18 protein-coding genes are annotated in these 20678 nt (G+C 71.3%); 10 read left to right on the forward strand and 8 right to left on the reverse strand.

The window, feature by feature from the left end; translation table 11 throughout:
• Positions 1-187: 187 nt before the first annotated feature.
• The 5 genes from MOX02_RS21920 to MOX02_RS21940 form a co-directional block, all read right to left on the reverse strand.
• Entirely contained in the window at positions 188-982 is a 795-nt protein-coding gene (locus tag MOX02_RS21920; RefSeq protein WP_147027926.1) for an ABC transporter ATP-binding protein, read from the reverse strand.
• Positions 983-993: 11 nt separating this feature from the next.
• Complete coding sequence (ntrB, locus tag MOX02_RS21925; RefSeq protein WP_147027927.1) at positions 994-1878, reverse strand: nitrate ABC transporter permease; 885 nt, start codon at positions 1876-1878, stop codon at positions 994-996.
• On the reverse strand, positions 1878-3167 hold the full coding sequence (locus MOX02_RS21930; RefSeq protein WP_147027928.1) for a CmpA/NrtA family ABC transporter substrate-binding protein: 1290 nt from the start codon (positions 3165-3167) through the stop codon (positions 1878-1880). The genes ntrB and MOX02_RS21930 overlap by 1 nt, the downstream gene beginning before the upstream one ends.
• A gap of 341 nt (positions 3168-3508) precedes the next feature.
• Complete coding sequence (locus MOX02_RS21935) at positions 3509-4051, reverse strand: cyclase dehydrase (RefSeq protein WP_147027930.1); 543 nt, start codon at positions 4049-4051, stop codon at positions 3509-3511.
• An 11-nt stretch (positions 4052-4062) separates the two neighbouring features.
• Positions 4063-5235, reverse strand: a complete 1173-nt coding sequence (locus MOX02_RS21940) for a zinc-dependent alcohol dehydrogenase (protein WP_147027931.1) — start codon at positions 5233-5235, stop codon at positions 4063-4065.
• A gap of 201 nt (positions 5236-5436) precedes the next feature.
• On the opposite strand from MOX02_RS21940, the gene MOX02_RS21945 reads away from it, so the two are divergent.
• Entirely contained in the window at positions 5437-6711 is a 1275-nt protein-coding gene (locus MOX02_RS21945; RefSeq protein ID WP_147027933.1) for an MFS transporter, read from the forward strand.
• Positions 6712-6723: 12 nt separating this feature from the next.
• Here MOX02_RS21945 and MOX02_RS21950 read toward each other — a convergent pair whose 3' ends face one another.
• Positions 6724-8112 carry a flagellar biosynthetic protein FliO gene (locus MOX02_RS21950; RefSeq protein ID WP_147027934.1) on the reverse strand — a complete coding sequence of 463 codons (1389 nt, stop codon included), beginning with the start codon at positions 8110-8112 and terminating at the stop codon, positions 6724-6726.
• Positions 8113-8349: 237 nt separating this feature from the next.
• On the opposite strand from MOX02_RS21950, the gene flgB reads away from it, so the two are divergent.
• From flgB to alaS, 9 genes are all read left to right on the forward strand, one after another.
• Positions 8350-8754, forward strand: coding sequence for a flagellar basal body rod protein FlgB (gene flgB / locus MOX02_RS21955; protein ID WP_147027936.1), 405 nt, complete (start codon positions 8350-8352; stop codon positions 8752-8754).
• A 21-nt stretch (positions 8755-8775) separates the two neighbouring features.
• Entirely contained in the window at positions 8776-9183 is a 408-nt protein-coding gene (gene flgC / locus MOX02_RS21960) for a flagellar basal body rod protein FlgC (RefSeq protein ID WP_147027938.1), read from the forward strand.
• Positions 9184-9193: 10 nt separating this feature from the next.
• Complete coding sequence (fliE, locus tag MOX02_RS21965) at positions 9194-9511, forward strand: flagellar hook-basal body complex protein FliE (protein WP_147027940.1); 318 nt, start codon at positions 9194-9196, stop codon at positions 9509-9511.
• A gap of 24 nt (positions 9512-9535) precedes the next feature.
• Positions 9536-9802 carry a flagellar biosynthesis protein FliQ gene (gene fliQ / locus MOX02_RS21970; RefSeq protein ID WP_147027942.1) on the forward strand — a complete coding sequence of 89 codons (267 nt, stop codon included), beginning with the start codon at positions 9536-9538 and terminating at the stop codon, positions 9800-9802.
• 32 nt (positions 9803-9834) lie between these two features.
• Positions 9835-10599 carry a flagellar biosynthetic protein FliR gene (gene fliR, locus MOX02_RS21975; RefSeq protein WP_147027944.1) on the forward strand — a complete coding sequence of 255 codons (765 nt, stop codon included), beginning with the start codon at positions 9835-9837 and terminating at the stop codon, positions 10597-10599.
• A gap of 29 nt (positions 10600-10628) precedes the next feature.
• A complete protein-coding gene (flhB, locus tag MOX02_RS21980; protein ID WP_147027946.1) occupies positions 10629-11696 on the forward strand; it encodes a flagellar biosynthesis protein FlhB in 1068 nt (355 codons plus the stop codon).
• Positions 11697-11856: 160 nt separating this feature from the next.
• A complete protein-coding gene (cckA, locus tag MOX02_RS21985) occupies positions 11857-14532 on the forward strand; it encodes a cell cycle histidine kinase CckA (RefSeq protein ID WP_147027949.1) in 2676 nt (891 codons plus the stop codon).
• Between the two features lie 233 nt (positions 14533-14765).
• On the forward strand, positions 14766-15857 hold the full coding sequence (gene recA / locus MOX02_RS21990; RefSeq protein ID WP_147027951.1) for a recombinase RecA: 1092 nt from the start codon (positions 14766-14768) through the stop codon (positions 15855-15857).
• 283 nt (positions 15858-16140) lie between these two features.
• The gene (alaS, locus tag MOX02_RS21995) at positions 16141-18822 is read left to right on the forward strand and encodes an alanine--tRNA ligase (RefSeq protein WP_147027953.1); all 2682 of its coding nucleotides are present in this window, start codon (positions 16141-16143) and stop codon (positions 18820-18822) included.
• Between the two features lie 143 nt (positions 18823-18965).
• Here alaS and MOX02_RS22000 read toward each other — a convergent pair whose 3' ends face one another.
• Both MOX02_RS22000 and MOX02_RS22005 read right to left on the reverse strand, forming a co-directional pair.
• A complete protein-coding gene (locus MOX02_RS22000; RefSeq protein WP_147027954.1) occupies positions 18966-19382 on the reverse strand; it encodes a DUF2147 domain-containing protein in 417 nt (138 codons plus the stop codon).
• A 156-nt stretch (positions 19383-19538) separates the two neighbouring features.
• A complete protein-coding gene (locus MOX02_RS22005) occupies positions 19539-20144 on the reverse strand; it encodes a hypothetical protein (RefSeq protein WP_238179232.1) in 606 nt (201 codons plus the stop codon).
• Between the last annotated feature and the right edge of the window lie 534 nt (positions 20145-20678).

Below are 20678 nucleotides of genomic sequence, written 5' to 3' on the forward strand. Positions count from 1 at the left end.
TGCTCGTATCAGGGGGGCGCGGAAGGGAGCCGGCGCTCCATATCTCCCCGAACGGGAGGAGGAGCGCGTTGCGCCCGGAGGAGACCGGCCCGCCGCTCGGAACCGCCCGGCCGACGCCGCGCAGTTCGCGCTTGCCGCGAGCAGATCGCGGCGGCCCGGATGAAGGAGCGCGTCGCCGCGCGGGCGCTCAGGCCGCGAGCGCCGGCCGGGCGTGGCGGGCGTAGAGGAACTCCAGCACCTCCGCCCGGCAGTGGACGTAGTCCTTGTTCTCGACGAGCTCGAGGCGCTTGCGCGGGCGCGGCATCGGCACGGCGAGCACCTCGCCGATCGTGGCCGAGGGGCCGTTCGTCATCATCACGATGCGGTCGGAGAGGAGCACCGCCTCGTCGACGTCGTGGGTGATCATGATGACGGTGTTCTTCAGCCGCACCTGGATCTCCATGAGCTGGTCCTGGAGATGGGCGCGGGTGAGCGCGTCGAGGGCGCCGAACGGCTCGTCCATCAGGAGCACGGTCGGCTCCATGGCGAGCGCCCGGGCGATGCCGACCCGCTGCTTCATGCCGCCCGAGATCTCGTTCGGGCGCTTGTCGGCGGCGTGCATCATGTTCACGAGGGCGAGGTTGTGCTCGATCCAGGCCGCGCGCTCGGCCCGGGATTTGCGGCCCGCCAGCACCTTGTCGACGGCGAGCGCCACGTTCTCCCGCACCGTCAGCCAGGGCAGGAGGGAGTGGTTCTGGAAGACCACGGCCCGCTCGGGGCCGGGGCTCGACACCTCCTTGCCGTCGAGAAGCACGGCGCCGGTGGACGCCTTGAGGAGCCCCGCCACGATGTTGAGCACCGTCGACTTGCCGCAGCCCGAGTGCCCGATGATCGAGACGAACTCGCCCTTGGCGATCCTGAGGTTCACGTCGCGCAGGACTTCCGTGGTCCTGCCGGCGCGCGTGAAGCTGATGCCGACCTGCGAGAGATCGAGATGTGTCATGGCGCCCTCCCTCAGGCCGCGCTGGTGCCGCGGGTGACGAGGCGTCCGAGCCCGGCCACGAGGCGGTCGAGGATGAAGCCGATGACGCCGACGTAGACGAGCGCCACGATGATCTCGCTGATGTGCGAGGAGTTCCAGGCGTCCCAGATGAAGAACCCGATCCCGACGCCGCCGATCAGCATCTCGGCCGCCACGATCGCGAGCCAGGACAGGCCGACGCCGATGCGCAGGCCCGTGAAGATGTAGGGGGCGGCCGAGGGGAGCATGATCTTCACGAAGAACTCGACCGGGTTCAGCCGCACCACCGCCGCGACGTTCCGGTAATCCTGCGGGATGTTCCGGATGCCGACCGCGGTGTTGATGATGATCGGCCAGATCGAGGTGATGAAGATCACGAAGATCGCCGAGGGCTGGCCGTCGCGGAAGGCGGCGAGCGAGAGCGGCAGCCAGGCGAGCGGCGGGATCGTGCGCAGCACCTGAAAGATCGGGTCGAGGCCGCGCATCGCCCATTCGGACTGGCCGACGAGGGTGCCGAGCAGGATGCCGGCGACGGTGGCCAGCGCGAAGCCGAGGGCGACCCGCTGCAGGCTCGCGATGATGTGCCAGAACAGGCCCTTGTCGGTGCCGCCGTTGTCGAAGAACGGGTCCGAGATGATGGGCCAGGCCTCGCTGATCACCCGCGAGGGCGGGGGCAGGCCCGCGGTCGGCAGCGAGCAGGCGACCTCCCAGAACAGCAGGAAGGCCGCCAGCACCACGAGGGGCGGCAGGAGCCGGGCGGCGACCTGCGCGACGCCCTTGCCGGAGAGTCTGGGCAGGGCTCGCGCCCGCACCGCGGTCGCGGAGCGACCGGCGGTGCCGAGGCTGACCTTGCCGTCGAGGGTGGTGGGAGTGGCCATCACGCGACCCTCTTGATGCCGAGGCTGGCGAGGTAGGCGCCCGGGTCGGCGGGGTCGAAGACCTTGCCGTCGAACATCGTCTCCTTGCCGCGAGAGGTGGAGGTGGGGATCGAGGCGACGCCGAGGGTCTTGGCGGCGTCGCGCCAGAGATCCTCGCGGTTGACCTTGCCGATCAGCGCCTTGGTGTCGGTGGTCGGGTCGAACTTGCCCCAGCGGATGTCCTCGGTGAGGAACCAGAGGTCGTGGGACTGATACGGGTAGGAGGCGTTGTCGGCCCAGTACTTCATGATGTGCGGGCTGTCCGTCACCTTGCGGCTGTCGCCGTAGTCGAAGGTGCCCTTCATGCGGTCGACGACGTCGGTGACCGCGACGTTGATCCACTGGCGCTTGGCCACGATGCCGGCGAGCTCGTCCCGGTTCTCGGGCTTGTCGCACCAGGCCTGCGCCTCCATCACCGCCATCAGCAGCGCCCTGGCGGCGTTCGGGTGCTTGTCGACCCAGGAGGCCCGCATGGCGAAGGCCTTCTCCGGGTGGTCCTTCCAGAGCTCGCCCGTGGTGAGGGCGGTGTAGCCGATGCCCTGGCTGATGAGCTGGGCGTTCCACGGCTCGCAGACGCAGAAGCAGTCCATCGTGCCGACCTTCATGTTCGCCACCATCTGGGGCGGCGGCACGACGATGGTCTCGATGTCCTTGTCCGGATCGATGCCGCCCGCGGCGAGCCAGTAGCGGATCCAGAGGTCGTGGGTGCCGCCCGGGAAGGTCATGGCCGCCTTCACCGACTTGCCGGCGGCCTTCTTGCGCTCCAGCGCCGCCTTGAAGGGCTTGGCGTCGAGGGCGACCTTGTCGCCCATGTGCTCCTTGGCCACCGAGATGCACTGCCCGGCGAGGTTGAGCCGGGCCAGGATGTACATCGGCACCGGCACGTTGTTCTGCGTCACCCGGCCCGCGCTGATCAGGTAGGGCATCGGGGTCAGGATGTGGGCGCCGTCGATGCCGTTGCCCTCGGAGCCGAGGACGAGGTTGTCGCGGGTGGTGCCCCAGGAGGCCTGCTTCTGCACCTCGACGTCGGGCATCCCGTACTTGGCGAAGATGCCCTTCTCCTTGGCGACGAAGAGGGGCGCCGCGTCGGTGAGCGCGATGAAGCCGAGCTTGGCACCCTTCACCTCCGGACCGGCGCCCTGCGCGAAGGCGCCCCCGGGCAGCGCGAGCCGCGCGGCTGCCGTGACCGACAGTGCCGCGGCGGCGCCCTTCAGGAGGCTTCGCCGGGTCTTGAGCTCACCGTTGTGCATCGAAACGTGATCCTGCTCTCGATTTCCCACCGGCGCCGGGGATCCGGCCGCGCGAACGGGCGCCCGCCCGCCGCAGGCGCGGTCGCGGGGCGTCGTTCAGCGGCGGTGCTGGCGGAGGCTGCCCGTCGCCATTGGCGGGCAGGGGAGGCTGAGCAGGAACCGTGCCAGCGCGGCGGAGAGGCGCGCGGAGCGGCTGCTTCGAGGGCTGGAACAGCGGATTGTGCGCGCAGGATGCTGCTGCGCACAAAAGTTGGGCAGCGGCGACCGAGTGATGCCGCCGACGCCACCCGCGGTGAGCCGGACCCCTCTCCCACCGGGGAGAAGGGTGGCGTCGTGGCCGCCTAGGCGGCGTAGGGGCGCAAAGCGTCGGGCGTGCGGAAGGCGCGCGGGACGTCGAGGTCGCGCGCGGCCCCGTGCGAGGCCCGGATGCCCTTCGGGTAGCCGGTGCGCCCGCGGTAATCCGCGAGCGGCCGCAGGGGCCGGCGCGTCTCGCGCCGCAGGGTCTCGGCGCAGACGACGTCGAGGGCCGTGACGCCCGCCACCGCGGCCATCGCGATGGTCAGGTTGTCGAGGCGGCGGTTGCGGCCGTGCAGGCCCGTGGCGAGGGTGGCGAGGTCGAGGACGTCGCCGGCGACGCGTCCCCAGACCCAGGGAGCCGGATCCTCGGCGGCGAGGAGGCCGATCCCGGTGCCGATCTCGCGCACCCCGTAGGCCCGCACCAGATCCTCCTGTCCGTCGAGACCGAGGTTCCGGGTCAGGCTGCGGGCGGCGGCGAGCTCGAACAGGCCGAGCCCGATCGAGAACCAGCCGAGCCCCCGCGCCAGCCGGTCGGTGGCCTCGTCGGGGTGCCCGCGGCGGCGGGAGCGTTCACCTTCGTAGCGCATGGGGAGCCTCCTCAGGGGCGGATCACGACCTTGATGCAGCCGTCCTTCTTGTCCCGGAAGGTCCGGTACATCTCGGGGCCGTCCTCCAGCCCGACGCGGTGGGTGATGACGAAGGAGGGGTCGAGCTGGCCCTCGTCGATCCGGCGCACGAGGTCGTCCGTCCAGCGGTTCACGTGGGTCTGGCCGGTGCGGACGGTGAGGCCCTTGTTCATCAGCGCGCCGAACGGGATCTTGTCGAGAAGCCCGCCGTAGACGCCGGGGATCGAGATCGTGCCGGCGGGGCGGCAGACGTAGATCATCTCGCGCAGCACGTGCGGCCGGTCGGTCTCCAGCATCATCGCCTGCTTGGCGCGGTCGTACATCGAGTCGATCGTCGCTGTGGCGTGCGCCTCCATGCCGACCGAGTCGATGCACTTCTCCGGGCCCTTGCCGCCGGTCAGCTCGTTGAGGCGCGAGATCACGCTCTCCTGCGAGAAGTCGATGGTGATCGCGCCGCCGGCCCGCGCCATGTCGAGGCGTTCCGGCACGCGGTCGATGCACACGACCTGCTTGGCGCCGAGCAGGACCGCCGAGCGGACCGCCATCTGGCCGACCGGGCCGGCACCCCAGATCGCCACCGTGTCGGTGGGCTCGATGTCGCACTGCACCACCGCCTGCCAGCCGGTCGGCAGGATGTCGGAGAGGAAGAGCACCTGCTCGTCGGTGAGCGAATCCGGCACCTTGATGTGGGTCTTGTCGGCGAAGGGCACCCGCAGGTACTCGGCCTGGCCGCCCGCGTAGCCGCCGGTGAGGTGCGTGTAGCCGAACAGGCCCGCCGTGGTGTGGCCGAACGCCTTCGAGGCGACGTGCTTGTTCCGGTTCGAGCGCTCGCAGACCGAGAAGAAGCCGCGTTTGCACTGGTCGCACTCGCCGCAGATGATCGTGAACGGGATCACCACCCGCTCGCCCTTCCTGAGCGCGCCGTTGACGCCCTTGCCGACCTCGACGACCTCGCCCATGGTCTCGTGGCCCATGATGTCGCCGTTCTTCATGCCCGGCATGAAATGGTCGTAGAGGTGCAGGTCGGAGCCGCAGATCGCGCAGGCCGTCACCTTGATGATCGCGTCCCGCTCATGCTCGATTTCCGGATCGGGAACGGTATCGCAGCGAATATCCTGCGTTCCGTGCCAGACGAGTGCGCGCATGTCGGCTTCCTCCCGCCGCCCGGACTGGGCGGTTCTGCTCAACGAACCCGCAGGAAGCGCCTCGGTTTCCCGGAAAATAGTCGGATTGATCCAGGTTAATCTGGGATGGCGCCAGTAACGGCGCGGCGGCCCGGCCACGCCCTGGGCAAAGGCCGCCGGGCGGTCTAACGAGGCCGCGCCCCGACGGACCCTTGCCCGACCATGACCGACCTCTCAGAACCCGGCGCCCGCCGCATCCTCGTGGCGAGCTTCGTCGGGACCGCGATCGAGTTCTACGATTTCTACGTCTACGCCACGGCCGCCGCGCTGGTGATCGGGCCGAGCTTCTTCCCGCCCGGCGAGCCCGGCGTGCAGTTGCTCAGCGCCTTCGCGACCTTCGCCATCGCCTTCGTGGCGCGGCCGATCGGCGCCGCCCTGTTCGGGCATTTCGGCGACCGGATCGGGCGCAAGGCCACGCTCGTTGCCTCGCTGATGATCATGGGCGTCTCGACGGTGCTGATCGGCTGCCTGCCGACCTACGCGAGCGCCGGATGGTTCGCGCCGGCCGCCCTCTGCCTGCTGCGCTTCGGCCAGGGACTCGGCTTCGGCGGCGAGTGGGGCGGCGCGGCCCTGCTCGCCGTCGAGAACGCGCCGCCCGGACGGCGCGCATGGTACGGCATCTTCCCGCAGCTCGGGGCCCCGGTCGGCTTCATCTCGGCCAATCTCGCCTTCCTGGCGCTCAGCCTCGGGCTCGACGCGGAGAGCTTCCAGAGCTGGGGCTGGCGCATCCCCTTCCTCGCCTCCGCCGTCCTCGTCGGGGTCGGGCTCTACGTGCGGCTGAAGCTCACCGAGACGCCGCTCTTCCGGGAGGCGCTCGCGCACGCGGCGCCCGAGCGGGTGCCGCTCGCCACGATCCTGACGCGGCACCGGCGCGCCACGATCCTCGGCACCCTGGCGATGGTGGCCTGCTACGCCGTGTTCTACCTCTCGACGGTCTTCGCCCTCGGCTACGGGACCACGGCGCTCGGCTTCTCGCGCCCGGCCTTCCTGCTGTTCGAGTGCGTGGCGGTCTGCTTCATGGCGGTGGGCATCCCGCTCTCGGGCGCGGCCGCCGACCGCTACGGACGCCGGCCGGTCCTGATCTCGGGGCTCGCAGCGACGATCGGGCTCGGCTTCCTGCTCGGGCCGATGCTCGGGAGCGGGCAGGCGGTGCCGGTGCTCGGCTTCCTCTGCCTCGGGCTCCTCGCCATGGGCTGGCTGTTCGGGCCGATGGGGGCGCTGCTGCCGGAACTGTTCCCGACCCGGGTGCGCTACACGGGCGCCTCCGTGACCTACAACCTCGCGGGGATCATCGGCGCCTCGGGCGCGCCCTACCTCGCCCAGCGCCTCGTGGAATGGGGCGGGATCGGCCTCGTCGGCGCCTATCTGGGCATCGCCGCCGCGATCAGCCTCGCGGCGGTGGCGCTGATGCCCGAGACGGCCGAGACCGGCGTCTGAGCCGGCCGCGGCTCATTTCTTGTCGAGGGGCCGCCCGAGGAGCCGGGCGAACTCGGCCTCGATCTCCTCCACCGAGAACGGATTGCTGCCGGCGGCGGACTTCTGGGGCGGCGCGGCGGGTTTCGGCGCGGGTGGCTGGGCCGCCTGCGGCGCGGCCGGCTGAGGAGCTTGCGGCGCGGGCGTCTGCGTCGGTTGCGGCGCGGGCGGCGTCGGCACGGGCGGGGGCGGCTCGGGCAGGAACGGCGGCTCGCTCGCGGATTGCGGCGCCGGACGGCGCGGCTCGGGCCGCACCTCCAGCACGGGCGCGCCGGGCGCCTCCTCGGGCGCGGCCCGCGAGGCCGCCATCGCGGCGGCCATCGGGTCGATGCCGGCGGAGGCCGCAGGGGTCGTGGCAGGGGCCGGAGCCGGGCGCGGCTCGGGCTTCGCCTCGGCCTTCGGCTCCGGCCTCGGCGCGACCTGTCGCTCGGGCGCCGGCTTGGGCTCGGGCGCCGGCTTCGGCTCGGGGGCGGAGCGCGGCTGCGGCTGGGCGGCGGGCGGGGGCGTCACCCCGGAGGAGGGGCGGGCGAGCGCGATCTCGAGCTGGCGCGCCATGTCGGAGAGGATGTTGGCGTCGATCGTCCGGGGCTCGGAGGGCGCGGTGACGGGCGGCGGGGCGGACGCGGCTGGCGCCGGCGCGCGGGCGGGCGGCTCGCTCACCATCGCGGTGAAATCGGGCTCGGTGCGGCCGCGCTCGGAGGCGACGTCGGGGCGCGGGTTGACGAGGGGCGGGGTGGCGCGGCTGAGGGGCCGCTTGGCCCCGGCCTCGGGCCGGCGCTGCGCCGGCTCCGGCGGCAGCGGGGCGAGCGGCGGCGGAACCGGCACGAAGGGCGGCGGCAGGGAATCCGCCTCGGCGGGCGCCGGGTCCCGCTCGTGCGCGGGCCGTGGGCCGGCCTCGTCGAGCGGGTGGGCGACCGCGGGCGCCTGCGTCGAGCCCGGCACGCCCGCCGGCACCACGAGGGGCATCTCGAAGGCGGGCTCGAACAGCGGCTCGGCCCGCTGCGCCTCGATCTCGGCGGGCGACTCGGCCATCGGCTCGGGGCGCATCGCGGGCTCGCCGCGCAGGCCGCGCTGGATGTGGCGCTCGATCACGACGTCGTTCGGCCCGCCCACGAGAAGCAGGTGCTCGACGTTGTCCCGCCGCAGCAGGATGAGCTGCCGCTGCCGGTCGAGCTCGTACACGTCGACGATGCCGAGCCGCGGCTGGCGGCTGCGCCCGCCCGACTTCGTCGACACAGCGAGGCCGCCGCCGCCGAGGAAGCGCCGCGCGACGAGGACGATGCCCGTCAGCACCGCGAGGATGACGATGAAGATGATGGCGAACTGGAGGACGAAGGAGCCATCCGAGCCGAAGAACGCTGACAAAGCGGAACTCTCTCGCTGTCGGGACGCGGATACCTGCCGGCGCGCCCCGTCCGACACCGACCCCCAATATCACGGCCCCGGCCGGACCGGGCAATCAACCTTAAGACTTCGTTAACAGCTTTGCCGAGCGCGGCAGTCGAGGCCGGGCGCGTTGCTTAACTCGACGTTAACCATGCGCCCGGCAGATTTTGCCGACCGAGCGGAGCGTGTCCGACCGGAATTCTGGCAGGGGCCGCGATGGCCGTCACCGACCTTCCGATCCTCGGCATGCTGCGGACCAAGATGCAGTGGCATCAGGCCCGCCAGAAGCTCATCGCCGAGAACGTGGCCAACGCCGACATGCCGGGCTTCCGCCCGCGCGACCTCGCGGGCCTGCGCTTCGATGCCGCGACCGGCGAGCCGGTCGGCGGCGGCAGCGGCCTCGCGCGCACCGATGCCGGCCACATCGTGCCGGCCGGGGCCGAGGCGCCGGGCGCCGATCCGCGCCGCTTCAAGGGCTTCGAGATCCGCCCGAGCGGCAACGGCGTGAACCTGGAGGAGGAGATGCTGAAGGCGGGCGACAACCAGTCCGACTATCAGCTCGCCGCCTCGCTCTACCAGAAGAGCCTCGACGCTCTGAAGATCGCGGTCGGCAAGCGCTGAGCCCGCTGAGGAGACCGCGCCGTGGACTTCCTGAAATCGCTGACCATCGCGGCCTCCGGCCTCAAGGCGCAGTCCGGCCGCATGCGGATCATCGCCGAGAACATCGCCAACGCCGATTCCGCGCCAACGAGCCCCACCGCCGAGCCCTACCGGCGCAAGATCCCGACCTTCGGCCAGCATTTCGACCGGGAGGTCGGCGCCACGCTCGTCGAGACAGGCCGGGTCCGGCGCGACTCGACGCCCTTCAAGGCCAAGTACGACCCCGGCAACCCGGCCGCCGACGCCAAGGGCGAGGTGCGCATGCCGAACGTCAACGCGCTCATCGAGAACATGGACATGCGCGAGGCCCAGCGCTCCTACGAGGCGAACCTCAACATGGTCACGGCGACCCGCCGGATGATCTCGCGCACCCTCGAGATCCTGAAGTAGGAGGCCCGCCATGGCGACGAGCAGCTTCGCGGCGGGCGCCTACGCCGCCATCCAGAACGTCGGCGGCGTGCGCGGGCCGCAGGGCTTGCAGGCGCCGCAGGGGGCAGGGGCGGGCAACTTCTCCTCGCTCCTCTCCTCGGCCATCGATTCGGTGGGCGAGACCGGCCGCAAGGCCGACCAGCAGGCCCTCTCCGTCGCCGCCGGCAAGGCCAACGTCGTCGACGTGGTGACCGCCGTCGCCGAGAGCGAGACCGCCCTCCAGACCCTCGTCGCCGTGCGCGACCGCATGATCTCGGCCTACGAGGAGATCATGCGGATGCAGATCTGAGCCCGGACCGGAAGGCCGCCGACCATGACCGGACTCGCCATCCTCGACGTCGCCCGCGACGGCATCTTCGTGTTCCTGAAGGTGGCCGGCCCGCTGATGATCGTCGCCCTCGTCGTCGGGCTCGCGGTCTCGCTGATCCAGGCGCTGACCCAGATCCAGGAGCAGACGCTGATCTACGTGCCGAAGATCGTCGCGGTCTTCGCCGCGCTCCTCCTGATGCTGCCCTTCATGGGCGACGCGCTCGCCGGCTACATGACCCGCATCGCCGCCCGCATCGCGGCCGGCGGCTGAGACTGAGCCGGCGCGCCCTGCTATGAAGCGGAATGAACCTGCTCCTGCCGGGCATCGCGGCGGCCTATCTCCTGACCTTCGCGCGGGTCGGCACGCTGATCATGCTGATGCCGGGGCTCGGCGAGCAGCTCGTCTCGGCGCGCCTGCGCCTCGCCTTCGCGCTCCTCGTCTCGCTGGTGCTGTTCCCCACCGTGCGCCCGCTGCTGCCCCTGCAGGGCGGGGCGCTGGCGGGGCCTCAGCTCATCGCGCTCCTGTTCGGCGAGACGCTGATCGGGCTGGTGCTCGGGCTCGCGGTGCGGATGGTCATCGCCGCCCTGCAGACGGCCGGGCTCATCGTCTCGCAGCAGCTCGGCCTGTCCTACGCGATGACGGTCGACCCGACGATGGGCGGGCAGCAGGCGGCGCTCGGCAACTTCCTGACGCTGCTCGGCGTCACCCTGATCCTCGCCGCCGACCTGCACCATCTCGCCCTCGACGCGATCGGCCGCAGCTACGCGGTGCTGCCGCCGGACGGGGTGCCCGGCATGGGCGAGGCGGCGATGCTGGCGCTCAAGGCGATCGGGCGCGGCTTCTCGCTCGCCGTGCAGATCTCCGCGCCGTTCATCGCCTTCGGCATCCTGTTCAACCTCGGCCTCGGTGTGCTCTCGCGGCTGATGCCGCAATTGCAGGTCTTCTTCGTCGCGGTGCCGGCCTCGATCCTGATCGGCATGGCGATCCTGCTCGGCGCGCTCGGCGTGATGATGGGCGTGTTCCTGGACGATCTCGGCCGCTACCTCGCGGAATTCACCGGCCGCTGATCCGCCCTGCCCGGACTGGGGCCTGAGCCGTGGCCGAAGGCACCGAGGAGGAGGACCGCACAGAGGAGCCGACCCAGCGGCGGCTCGACCAGGCGATCGAGCGCGGCGACGTCGCCAACAGCGTCGAGATCAACACCTTCTTCATCCTGGGCGCCTTCACGCTGGTGCTGCTCCTGGCCGGCGGCCCCCTCGCGAAGGCGGCGATGGGCGAGATGCGCGGCTTCCTGATGAACGCGCACGCCGTGCCCTCCGACGCCCACGCCTACGAGGCGCTCGCCGGCCGCGGCCTGCTGATCTGGGCCAAGGCCCTGGCGATCCCGGCCGGCGCCATCGTCGTGGCGGTCCTCGCCGCGGGGTTCCTGCAGCACCCGCTCGTCTTCACCACGGAGACGATCATGCCGAAATTCGACCGGATCTCGCCGATGGCGGGCCTGAAGCGGATGTTCGGCACCGAGGCCCTGTTCCAGTTCGGCAAGGGGCTCGCCAAGCTGGCCGTGGTCGGCATCGTCGCCGGGACGATCCTGTGGAGCGACCGCGACCGGCTGGAAGTGTTCGCCCGCCTCGACCCCGCCGCCTGCCTGCCGGCGATCCTCGTCATCGCCCTGAAGCTGATGGGCGGCGTCCTCGCCGTCTTCCTCGTGATCACCCTCGGCGACGCGCTCTACCAGCGCTTCCGCTGGCGCCAGCGCCTGCGCATGTCGAAGGAGGAGATGAAGCAGGAGATGAAGGAGAGCGAGGGCAGCCCGGAGGTCAAGGGCCGCATGAAGCAGCTCCGCGCCGCCCGCGTGAAGAAGCGCATGATGGCCGCGATCCCGACCGCCACCGTCATCGTCACGAACCCGACCCACTACGCGGTCGCCCTGCGCTACGAGAGCGGCATGGCGGCGCCCGTCTGCGTCGCCAAGGGCGTCGACTCGCTGGCGCTGCGCATCCGCGCGGTCGCGGCCGAGCACGACGTGCCGGTGCTGGAGAACCCGCCCCTCGCGCGCGCGCTCCACGCCACCGTCGAGATCGACGAGGAGATCCCGGCAGAGCACTACAAGGCGGTTGCCGAGGTCATCGGCTTCGTGCTGCGGTTGCGCCGCCGGGTGGCCTGACCGGATCGGCGTCGCGCGCGATTCGCGCGGGCCGGTGCGGAAAAGCCACGGTTTGTCCACCTTTCTTCGCGAGATTCCGCCCGAGGCTCCGGAGACAATTCCCTTGCCGCCCGAGAAGTCTCGGGCGTAACCGGTTCGCGTACGGGTGGGTTGAGGCCTGATGGCTGAGCTGATGGGATCTACGGCGCCCGTGTCGGGCTCGATCGACCGGTCCGAGCGACCGGGCCGGGTCGGCCTCCTCCTCGTCCTCGCGGGCCTCCTCGTGGGTGCCGCGATCGGCCTGTCGTTCGTGGCCAACGAGCAGGCGCAATCCCTGATCGTGTGGCTCCTCGCGCTTCTCGCGATGGCGGGGGTGTTCTTCCTGTTCGCGCTGGCCATCGGCGCGATCCAGCTCAGCGGGCAGGGCGCACGCGACGACATCACCAAGGCGATCGTCGACGCCGCGCCGGAGGCCACCGTCGTGGTGGAGGAGGGCGGGCGCCTGATCTACGCCAACGAGGCGTACCTGCGGATCGCGGGCGGCGACAGCTTCTCGAACCTGCGCTCGGTGGAGCGCATCTTCGTGGGCTCGCCCGAAGTGTCGGAGGCCATCTACCGGCTCGCGCAGGGCGCCCGCGAGGGCCGCAGCCACACGGAGGAGATCCGGATGGCGCCGCCGCCGAGCGGCACGGCGGAGCGGGAATTCGCGTGGTTCCGCATCTCGGTGCGGGCGCTGAACCGGCCGCGCCGGACCGCCTCCCTCTGGACGGTGAGCGACATCACGCACGAGCGCGAGCGCCAGGAGAACGTCTTCCAGGAACTGCAGCACGCGATCGACTACCTCGACCACGCGCCCGCGGGCTTCCTCTCGATCGATCCGGCCGGCGCGATCGTCTACATGAACGCGACGCTCGCCTCCTGGCTCGGCTACGACCTCGCCACGGTCGGGCCGGGCGGCCCGCACCTCTCCGAGATCGCGCCGGGCGCCGACGTGCTGACGAGCGCCGCCGGGCTGCCCGGCGAGGTGCGCACCGACCGGTTCGACCTCGACCTGCGCCGCCGCAACGGCCACTCGCTGCCCGCCCGGCTCTACCACCGGGTCGCGTTCGGCAAGGACGGCAAGCCCGGCTCCTCGCGCACCTTCGTGATCAACCGCTCGGCCGGCGCCGAGTTCGACGAGCCGCAGCGCGCGGCCGAGGTGCGGCTCGCCCGCTTCCTCAACAACTCGCCGATCGCCATCGCCACCCTCGACCGCTCCGGCCGGATCGCGCGGGCCAACGCCTCCTTCGCGAGGCTCTTCGGCGCCATGCCGCGCCAAGCCATCGAGGAGGGCTCCGTCGAGGCGGGCCCCGAGCCCAGCATGGGCGAGACCGTGATCGAGCGGGACCGCGCCGCCCTCGAAGGGGCCCTCGCCAAGGCGGCGAGCGGGCTGGGCGACGTGCAGCCGATCGAGGTCGCCCTGCAGGGAGCGGGCAACCGCTCGGCGCGGGTCTGGCTCAGCCCGGCCGGCGGCGAGGGCGCGGCCGCCGACCAAAGCCTCGACGAGGCCGACCGAGAGCGCGTGATCCTCTACGCCCTCGACACGACGGCCCAGCGCCAGCTCGAGCAGCAGATCGCCCAGACCCAGAAGATGGACACGGTCGGCCAGCTCGCGGGCGGCATCGCGCACGACTTCAACAACGTCCTCCAGGCGATCATCGGCTACTCCGACCTCCTGCTCGCGAGCCACAAGCCGACCGACCCCGCCTTCCAGGACATCATGCAGATCAAGCAGAACGCGAACCGGGCGGCGGGCCTCGTGCGCCAGCTCCTCGCGTTCTCGCGCCGCCAGACCCTGCGCCCGGAGGTGATGAACGTCGGCGAGTCGCTCTCCGAGCTGACGCTGCTGCTGAAGCGCCTGCTCGGCGAGCGCGTCGACCTGGAGCTGAAGCACGGCCGGGACATCTGGCCGGTGAAGGCCGACGTGAACCAGTTCGAGCAGGTGATCGTGAACCTCGCGGTCAACGCCCGCGATGCGATGCCGAACGGCGGCCGCCTGCTCGTGCGCACCGCCAACGTACCGGGCCAGGCGGAGGCCGAGGCGCGCGGCGGCGCGCCGGCGGGCGACCACGTGCTCATCGAGGTGCTCGACACCGGCGAGGGCATCCCGCCCGAGCTGATGGAGAAGATCTTCGAGCCGTTCTTCACGACGAAGGACATCGGCAAGGGCACGGGCCTCGGCCTCTCGACGGTGTTCGGCATCGTCAAGCAGAGCGGCGGCACGATCGACGTGCAGTCGACGGTGGGGGAGGGCACGGCCTTCCGGATCTACCTGCCGCGCCACGAGCCCGCCGAGGAGGCGGAGCCGGAGCCGATCGCGATTCCCGGCCCGACGGCCAAGCTCGCCCCCCCCGCCAAGGCTGCCTCGGAGGGACAGCAGCCCGCGGCGGACACGCCGGCCGCGGCCTCCGCCCCGAAGGAGGCGCGCAAGCCCTCCGCCGATCATACCGGGCAGGGCACCATCCTCCTCGTCGAGGACGAGGATCCGGTCCGCGCCGTCAACAGCCGCGCCCTGTCCGCCCGCGGCTACACGGTGCTGGAGGCGGCCTCAGGCGCCGAGGCGCTGCGCATCGTCGAGGACGGGGCGAACGCGATCGACCTCGTCGTCTCCGACGTGGTGATGCCCGAGATGGACGGGCCGACCCTTCTGCGCGAGATCCGCAAGCACCAGCCCGGCCTGAAGGTCATCTTCGTCTCGGGCTACGCCGAGGACGCCTTCCGCAAGAACCTGCCCGAGGGCGAGACCTTCAACTTCCTGGCCAAGCCCTTCAGCCTGAAGCAGCTCGTCGAGACCGTGAAGAAGACGATGTCGGCCTGAGGCCGTTCGGCGCTCCGTTGCCGCCCGCGCCCCTCGATGCGGGGGCCCGGCCGGGACGTCCCGACACGTTGCCGCGGCACGGATCCCGGCCGGCGTGGCGGCCGGTCGGAAACCCCGCGGAAAGCGGGAGAACGTACCGTGCACCCTTGCCGGATGAGAACAAAACAGGTACATAAATCGGCAGGCGGGCGCATTGAGAACGGCGCCCTTTCCACGCATAAGGATGCCGACGCATGGCCCAGGCCGCACTGAAAGTGGTGGAAACCCCCAGCATGGATAAGGACAAGGCCAAGGCGATCGACGCCGCGCTGTCCCAGATCGAGCGCGCCTTCGGCAAGGGCTCGATCATGCGCCTCGGCAAGACCGACAAGGTGCAGGAGGTCGAGACCGTCTCCACCGGCTCGCTCGGGCTCGACATCGCCCTCGGCGTCGGCGGCCTGCCGCGCGGCCGCGTGATCGAGATCTACGGCCCCGAATCGTCGGGCAAGACCACGCTGGCGCTCCACACCATCGCCGAGGCCCAGAAGAAGGGCGGCGTCTGCGCCTTCGTGGACGCGGAGCACGCCCTCGACCCGGTCTACGCGCGCAAGCTCGGCGTCAACCTCGACGACCTGCTGATCTCCCAGCCCGACACCGGCGAGCAGGCACTGGAGATCACCGACACCCTGGTCCGTTCCGGCGCGATCGACGTGCTGGTGGTCGACTCGGTGGCCGCGCTGACGCCCCGCGCCGAGATCGAGGGCGAGATGGGCGAGTCGCAGCCCGGCCTCCAGGCCCGCCTGATGAGCCAGGCCCTGCGCAAGCTGACGGGCTCGATCTCGCGCTCGAACTGCATGGTCATCTTCATCAACCAGATCCGGATGAAGATCGGCGTCATGTACGGCAGCCCGGAGACGACGACGGGCGGCAACGCGCTCAAGTTCTACGCCTCGGTGCGCCTCGACATCCGCCGCGTCTCGACGCTGAAGGACCGCGACGAGGCGATCGGCAACCAGGTTCGCGTCAAGGTCGTCAAGAACAAGGTCGCGCCGCCCTTCAAGCAGGTCGAATTCGACATCATGTTCGGCGAGGGCGTCTCGAAGGTCGGCGAGCTGATCGACCTCGGCGTGAAGGCCGGCATCGTCGAGAAGTCGGGCGCGTGGTTCTCCCACGCGAGCCAGCGCCTCGGCCAGGGCCGCGAGAACGCCAAGGGCTTCCTGCGCGACAACCCTGACATCGCGTCGAAGATCGAGGCGGCGATCCGCCAGAACTCGGGCCTCGTGGCCGAGCGCATCCTCGAGAACGCGACGCCGACCGCCGACGACCTCGACGAGGGCGAGGCCTGATCCGCGACGGATCCTCAGGCTTTCTGGAAGGGGCCCGCCGCGGGAGATCGCGGCGGGCCTTCTCACATCCGCGTCATCCGCGCCCCGTGAGGCGCGGGGCAGGGCGGGCTCCCCGCCGTTCCCGGCGCGAGGCGGGGGTGGGGCGATGCCGTGCCCCGAGAAACCACCCGTGACTTGCGGCCCGCCTCTCCTTATGAGGACGGGGAACGGGAGCCAGCTTCGCCGCAAGGCGCGGGCGCGAGGATCCGATCGGGCGGGATCCAACAGGACAGAGTCTACTTCGATGAGCGGCGTCAACGAGATCCGGTCGACCTTCCTCGACACCTTCGCGAAGGCGGGCCACGCCGTGCTGCCCTCCTCCTCGCTCGTGCCGAAGAACGACCCGACGCTGATGTTCACGAACGCCGGCATGGTGCAGTTCAAGAACGTCTTCACCGGCGTCGAGAAACGTCCCTACTCGAAGGCGACCACGGCACAGAAGTGCGTCCGCGCCGGCGGCAAGCACAACGACCTCGACAACGTCGGCTACACCGCGCGCCACCTGACGTTCTTCGAGATGCTGGGCAACTTCTCCTTCGGCGACTACTTCAAGGCCGAGGCGATCGAGCTTGCCTGGAACCTGATCACCAAGGAATTTGCCCTCTCGCCCGAGAACCTGCTCGTCACGGTCTACGCGGACGACGACGAGGCCGCCGGCCTCTGGCGCAGGATCGCGGGCTTCCCGGACGGCAAGATCATCCGCATCGGCACCTCGGACAATTTCTGGCAGATGGGCGACACGGGCCCCTGCGGCCCGTGCTCCGAGATCTTCATTGATCGCGGCCCAGGCTTCGCGGGCGGCCCGCCCGGCTCGCCCGACGAGGACGGCGACCGCTTCCTGGAATTCTGGAACCTCGTCTTCATGCAGTACGATCAGGTCGCCCCGGGCGACCGCCGGCCGCTGCCGCGGCCCTCGATCGACACCGGCATGGGCCTGGAGCGGATGGCCTCGATCCTCCAGGGCGTCCCGACCATCTACGAGACGGACCTGTTCCGCAGCCTGATCGAGGCGGCCGCCCACGCCCTCGGCCGGGGCCCGCAGGCGGACAACGCCGCCTCCTACAAGGTGGTGGCCGACCACCTGCGCTCCACCGCCTTCCTGATCGCGGACGGCGTGCTGCCCTCGAACGAGGGCCGCGGCTACGTGCTGCGCCGGATCATGCGCCGCGCCATGCGCCACCTCGAGCTCCTCGGCACCCGCGAGCCGGTGATGTACCGCCTCGTGCCGACGCTCGTCGCCGAGATGGGCCGCTCCTACCCCGAGCTGATGCGCGCCGAGAGCCTGATCGCCGAGACCCTGCGGCTGGAGGAGACGCGCTTCCGCCGGACGCTGGAGCGCGGCCTCGCCATCCTCGATGCCGAGAGCCGCGACCTCGGGCCCGGCCAGAACCTCTCGGGCGAGACCGCCTTCACCCTCTACGACACCTACGGCTTCCCCCTCGACCTGACGCAGGACGCGCTCAAGAACCGCGGCATCGGCGTCGACACGGACGCCTTCGACGCGGCGATGGAGCGCCAGCGCCAAGCCGCCCGCGCGGCGTGGTCGGGCTCGGGCGAGGCGGCGACCGAGACGGTCTGGTACGCGATCCGCGAGCGCGTCGGCGCCACCGAGTTCCTGGGCTACGAGACCGAGACGGCCGAGGGCATCGTGACCGCGCTGCTGCGCGAGGGCGCCGAGGTCGCGTCCCTGAAGGCCGGCGAGAGCGGCCTCGCCCTCCTCAACCAGACGCCGTTCTACGCCGAGTCCGGCGGCCAGGTCGGCGACACCGGCCTGATCCTCGCGGGGAGCCTCAAGGCGCGCGTCACCGGCACCGAGAAGAAGCTCGGCGACCTGTTCGTCCACCACGTCACGGTGGAGGAGGGCGCGCTCGCCCTGAACCAGGCGGTGGAGCTTCAGGTGGACCGCGCGCGCCGCACCGCGATCCGCGCCAACCACTCGGCGACCCACCTCCTGCACGAGGCCCTCCGGCAGGTGCTCGGCGACCACGTCGCCCAGAAGGGCTCCCTCGTCTCTCCCGACCGGCTGCGCTTCGACTTCAGCCACCCGAAGCCGATGGACGAGGCCGAGATCCGCCGCGTGGAGGACATCGCCAACGCGGTTCTGCTGCAGAACGCGCCCGTAGTGACCAAGCTGATGGCGGTCGACGAGGCGATCGAGTCGGGCGCCCGCGCCCTGTTCGGCGAGAAGTACGGCGACGAGGTCCGGGTGGTCTCGATGGGAAGGCCGGTGGACGACGCCGGCGCCGAGACCGAGGGCGGCCGCCTGCCCAACTTCTCGATCGAGCTCTGCGGCGGCACCCACGCGGCGCGTACCGGCGATATCGGGCAGATCACGGTGGTGGGCGAGAGCGCGGTCGGCGCCGGCGTGCGCCGCATCGAGGCGATGACCGGCAACGCCGCCCGCCGCTACCGGGCCGAGGAGAGCCGCGCCCTCGGGGCGCTGGCCGGGCTCCTGAAGGCGCCGGTCTCGGACGTGGCCGACCGGCTCTCCGCCCTGATGGAGGACCGACGCCGACTGGAGCGCGAGCTCGCCGAGACGCGCAAGAAGCTCGCCATGGGCGGCAGCGCCCAGGGCGGCGAGGCGGCACGCGAGGTCAACGGCGTCAAGCTGATGGCCCGCGTCGTCGAGGGCGTGGAGATGCGCGACCTCAAGAGCCTCGCCGACGAGGGCAAGAGCCGCCTCGGCTCGGGCATCGTCGCGATCGTGGGCGTCGGCGCGGACGGCAAGGCCGGCCTCGTGGTCGGCGTCACCGAGGATCTGACGGAGCGCTACGACGCGGTCGGGCTGGTGCGGGCCGGCGCCGGGCACCTCGGCGGCAAGGGCGGCGGCGGGCGCCGCGACATGGCCCAGGCCGGCGGCCCGAACGGCGCGGGCGCCGAGGCCGCGCTGGCGGCCATCGCCGACGCGCTCGCCGACGCGGCCTGAGGGCGGACCATCGGTCCGGGGCGCCGGCCGGCGGCCCGGATCTCGGAATTACCGCCCGCGGCGAACGAGGTTGCGCGCCGGAACGGGATCCCGGGTCCGCGCGCGGCGAGGCCCGGGACGATCGAGTCAGGTTTGGCGGCGGCTCAGTTCACCCGCTTCCAGGTCTGGCGCTTGCAGAACACGCTCATCACGCAGCCCGCCACCTCGACCGTATTCGGACCGGTGACCTTGAGGCTCCCCGAGTAGGTCTTTCCGTCCTTCGGATTGTAGAGCGTGCCTTCGTAGCCGTCGGCGGTCGGCGTGGTGGCGTTGACGATCTGCACGCCGACGACGCTGCGCGTGCGGAGCGCCGGGTTCGGGTTGTTCTCGTCGATGCCCTTGCCGGACGTGCTGACGATCGTGCCGCACATGCCGCTGCCGCAGCGGCTCAGCCGCACTTTCGAATCGCCGGTCTCCGTCAGCCAGATGCCGCTGGCGTCGGGGGCCGCCTGCGCGGCCGGGGCGAGCATCGCGAGGCCGAGCAGCAGCGCGGTGAGAGCGCGGGGCGTGCGCGTCTTCATGGTGGGGTCCCTCCCGTTGGTTTCGTTGTGAACCATCTCGCGTCTTAGCGGTCCCGGTCCGGCTCGGGCAAGTCCGGCCGCCGGCGGGCGGACGGCGATCCGGGCCGATCGGGACAGGGTTTCGCGCTCGCGGTATGCTGCGGCGCCCGCGCCGGCTCAGCGCCGGCCGAGGACGGCGCCCTGGTAGGTCTCGGCGACCTCGCAGAAGGGCGTGCCGTCGCCCGTCGAGAGCACCGCCTCCACGGAGAAGAGCGGCTCCTCCGGGCCGGGCTGCCGCCCTGAGGCGGGCTGCCAGATCGCGCGGACACCGAGGTTGCGCCGGCTCGGATCGAGCGGCCGCACCACCCGCCCGAACGGCGTGTCGCTCTCGGCGAGCGCGGCGTTCATGGCCGGCGTCAGTCGTCCCGGCACGTACCAATTGTCGGCCTCGGACAGGACGTGGCTGCCGCAGGTGAGCCGGACGCGGCGGTAGCGCACGGCCTCGCCGGGCGCGAGGGCGAGGCGGCGCATCTGGGCGTCGCTGAGCGGCTTGTCGGGCGCGCCGACACGGCGGGCGACGAGGCGCGGCTCCTGCGCGAGGCCGCGCTCGGCGCACCATGCCTCGAGCACCGCCGTGGCGCTCGGGCCAGAGAGCAGCCGCGCCTTCAGGGTCTCGATCAGGTCCGCCGCCTCGGCCACGCTGCCGGCCGGCCGCACGGCCTCGTCCGCGGGCGCGCCGGGCGCCTCGGCAAGGACGGGAACGGCCGGAAAAAGCATCGCCATCGCAGCTCGGATATAGGCAGCCCGTCTCACGCGCGTACCTTCGCAGGTGATGATGCACCGCGATAGAAGCTGCCGGCCGAAAGGTCCAGTTCGGCGGGAACGTCGGGGCGGGCGGGATCGTGCCGCGACCCACCCGGTTGAAGGCAGCGCATCGACGAACGAGGGCATTTGGTCAGAGCGACAGAGAGACCGGATCCGGCGACAGCGGATCTTGACTTTCTGGTCAGCTCGCGACGGGCCCGCTGGAGGAGAACAGGCATTTCCGAACGCGACCCCCGAGCGGAAGGGCTAGGGATCGCGCGACGGACTGCCTCCGGCGTGGTGGCGCTTCCAGGGAGCACCTGGCCCATGGCGCGTCCTTCGCCGCATGGTGCTCAACCATACCTCCACACCGTGGGATCGAACACCTAGCCGATCGGGCCGGCCCCGAACGTGCCGTCGCCGAACGCCGAGCGGCCCTCGTAGAAGCCGATCTGCAGGTAGTGCGTCATGGGATTGAGCCCTGCCGCGGCCACGCCCGGGTTGGCGGCCAGG

It is taken from the genome of Methylobacterium oxalidis (assembly GCF_007992195.1).
Taxonomy (GTDB): Bacteria; Pseudomonadota; Alphaproteobacteria; order Rhizobiales; family Beijerinckiaceae; genus Methylobacterium; species Methylobacterium oxalidis.

Bases quoted from the DNA above. Each gene is read 5' to 3' on its own strand.
- fliR (WP_147027944.1), top strand. From the start codon at position 9,835: ATGAACCTGCTCCTGCCGGGCATCGCGGCGGCCTATCTCCTGACCTTC.
- flgB (WP_147027936.1), top strand. From the start codon at position 8,350: ATGGCCGTCACCGACCTTCCGATCCTCGGCATGCTGCGGACCAAGATG.
- MOX02_RS21940 (WP_147027931.1), bottom strand. From the start codon at position 5,235: ATGCGCGCACTCGTCTGGCACGGAACGCAGGATATTCGCTGCGATACC.
- MOX02_RS21920 (WP_147027926.1), bottom strand. From the start codon at position 982: ATGACACATCTCGATCTCTCGCAGGTCGGCATCAGCTTCACGCGCGCC.
- MOX02_RS22005 (WP_238179232.1), bottom strand. From the start codon at position 20,144: ATGGCGATGCTTTTTCCGGCCGTTCCCGTCCTTGCCGAGGCGCCCGGC.
- MOX02_RS22000 (WP_147027954.1), bottom strand. From the start codon at position 19,382: ATGAAGACGCGCACGCCCCGCGCTCTCACCGCGCTGCTGCTCGGCCTC.
- ntrB (WP_147027927.1), bottom strand. From the start codon at position 1,878: ATGGCCACTCCCACCACCCTCGACGGCAAGGTCAGCCTCGGCACCGCC.
- MOX02_RS21945 (WP_147027933.1), top strand. From the start codon at position 5,437: ATGACCGACCTCTCAGAACCCGGCGCCCGCCGCATCCTCGTGGCGAGC.
- alaS (WP_147027953.1), top strand. From the start codon at position 16,141: ATGAGCGGCGTCAACGAGATCCGGTCGACCTTCCTCGACACCTTCGCG.
- recA (WP_147027951.1), top strand. From the start codon at position 14,766: ATGGCCCAGGCCGCACTGAAAGTGGTGGAAACCCCCAGCATGGATAAG.
- MOX02_RS21930 (WP_147027928.1), bottom strand. From the start codon at position 3,167: ATGCACAACGGTGAGCTCAAGACCCGGCGAAGCCTCCTGAAGGGCGCC.
- cckA (WP_147027949.1), top strand. From the start codon at position 11,857: ATGGCTGAGCTGATGGGATCTACGGCGCCCGTGTCGGGCTCGATCGAC.
- fliQ (WP_147027942.1), top strand. From the start codon at position 9,536: ATGACCGGACTCGCCATCCTCGACGTCGCCCGCGACGGCATCTTCGTG.
- MOX02_RS21935 (WP_147027930.1), bottom strand. From the start codon at position 4,051: ATGCGCTACGAAGGTGAACGCTCCCGCCGCCGCGGGCACCCCGACGAG.
- fliE (WP_147027940.1), top strand. From the start codon at position 9,194: ATGGCGACGAGCAGCTTCGCGGCGGGCGCCTACGCCGCCATCCAGAAC.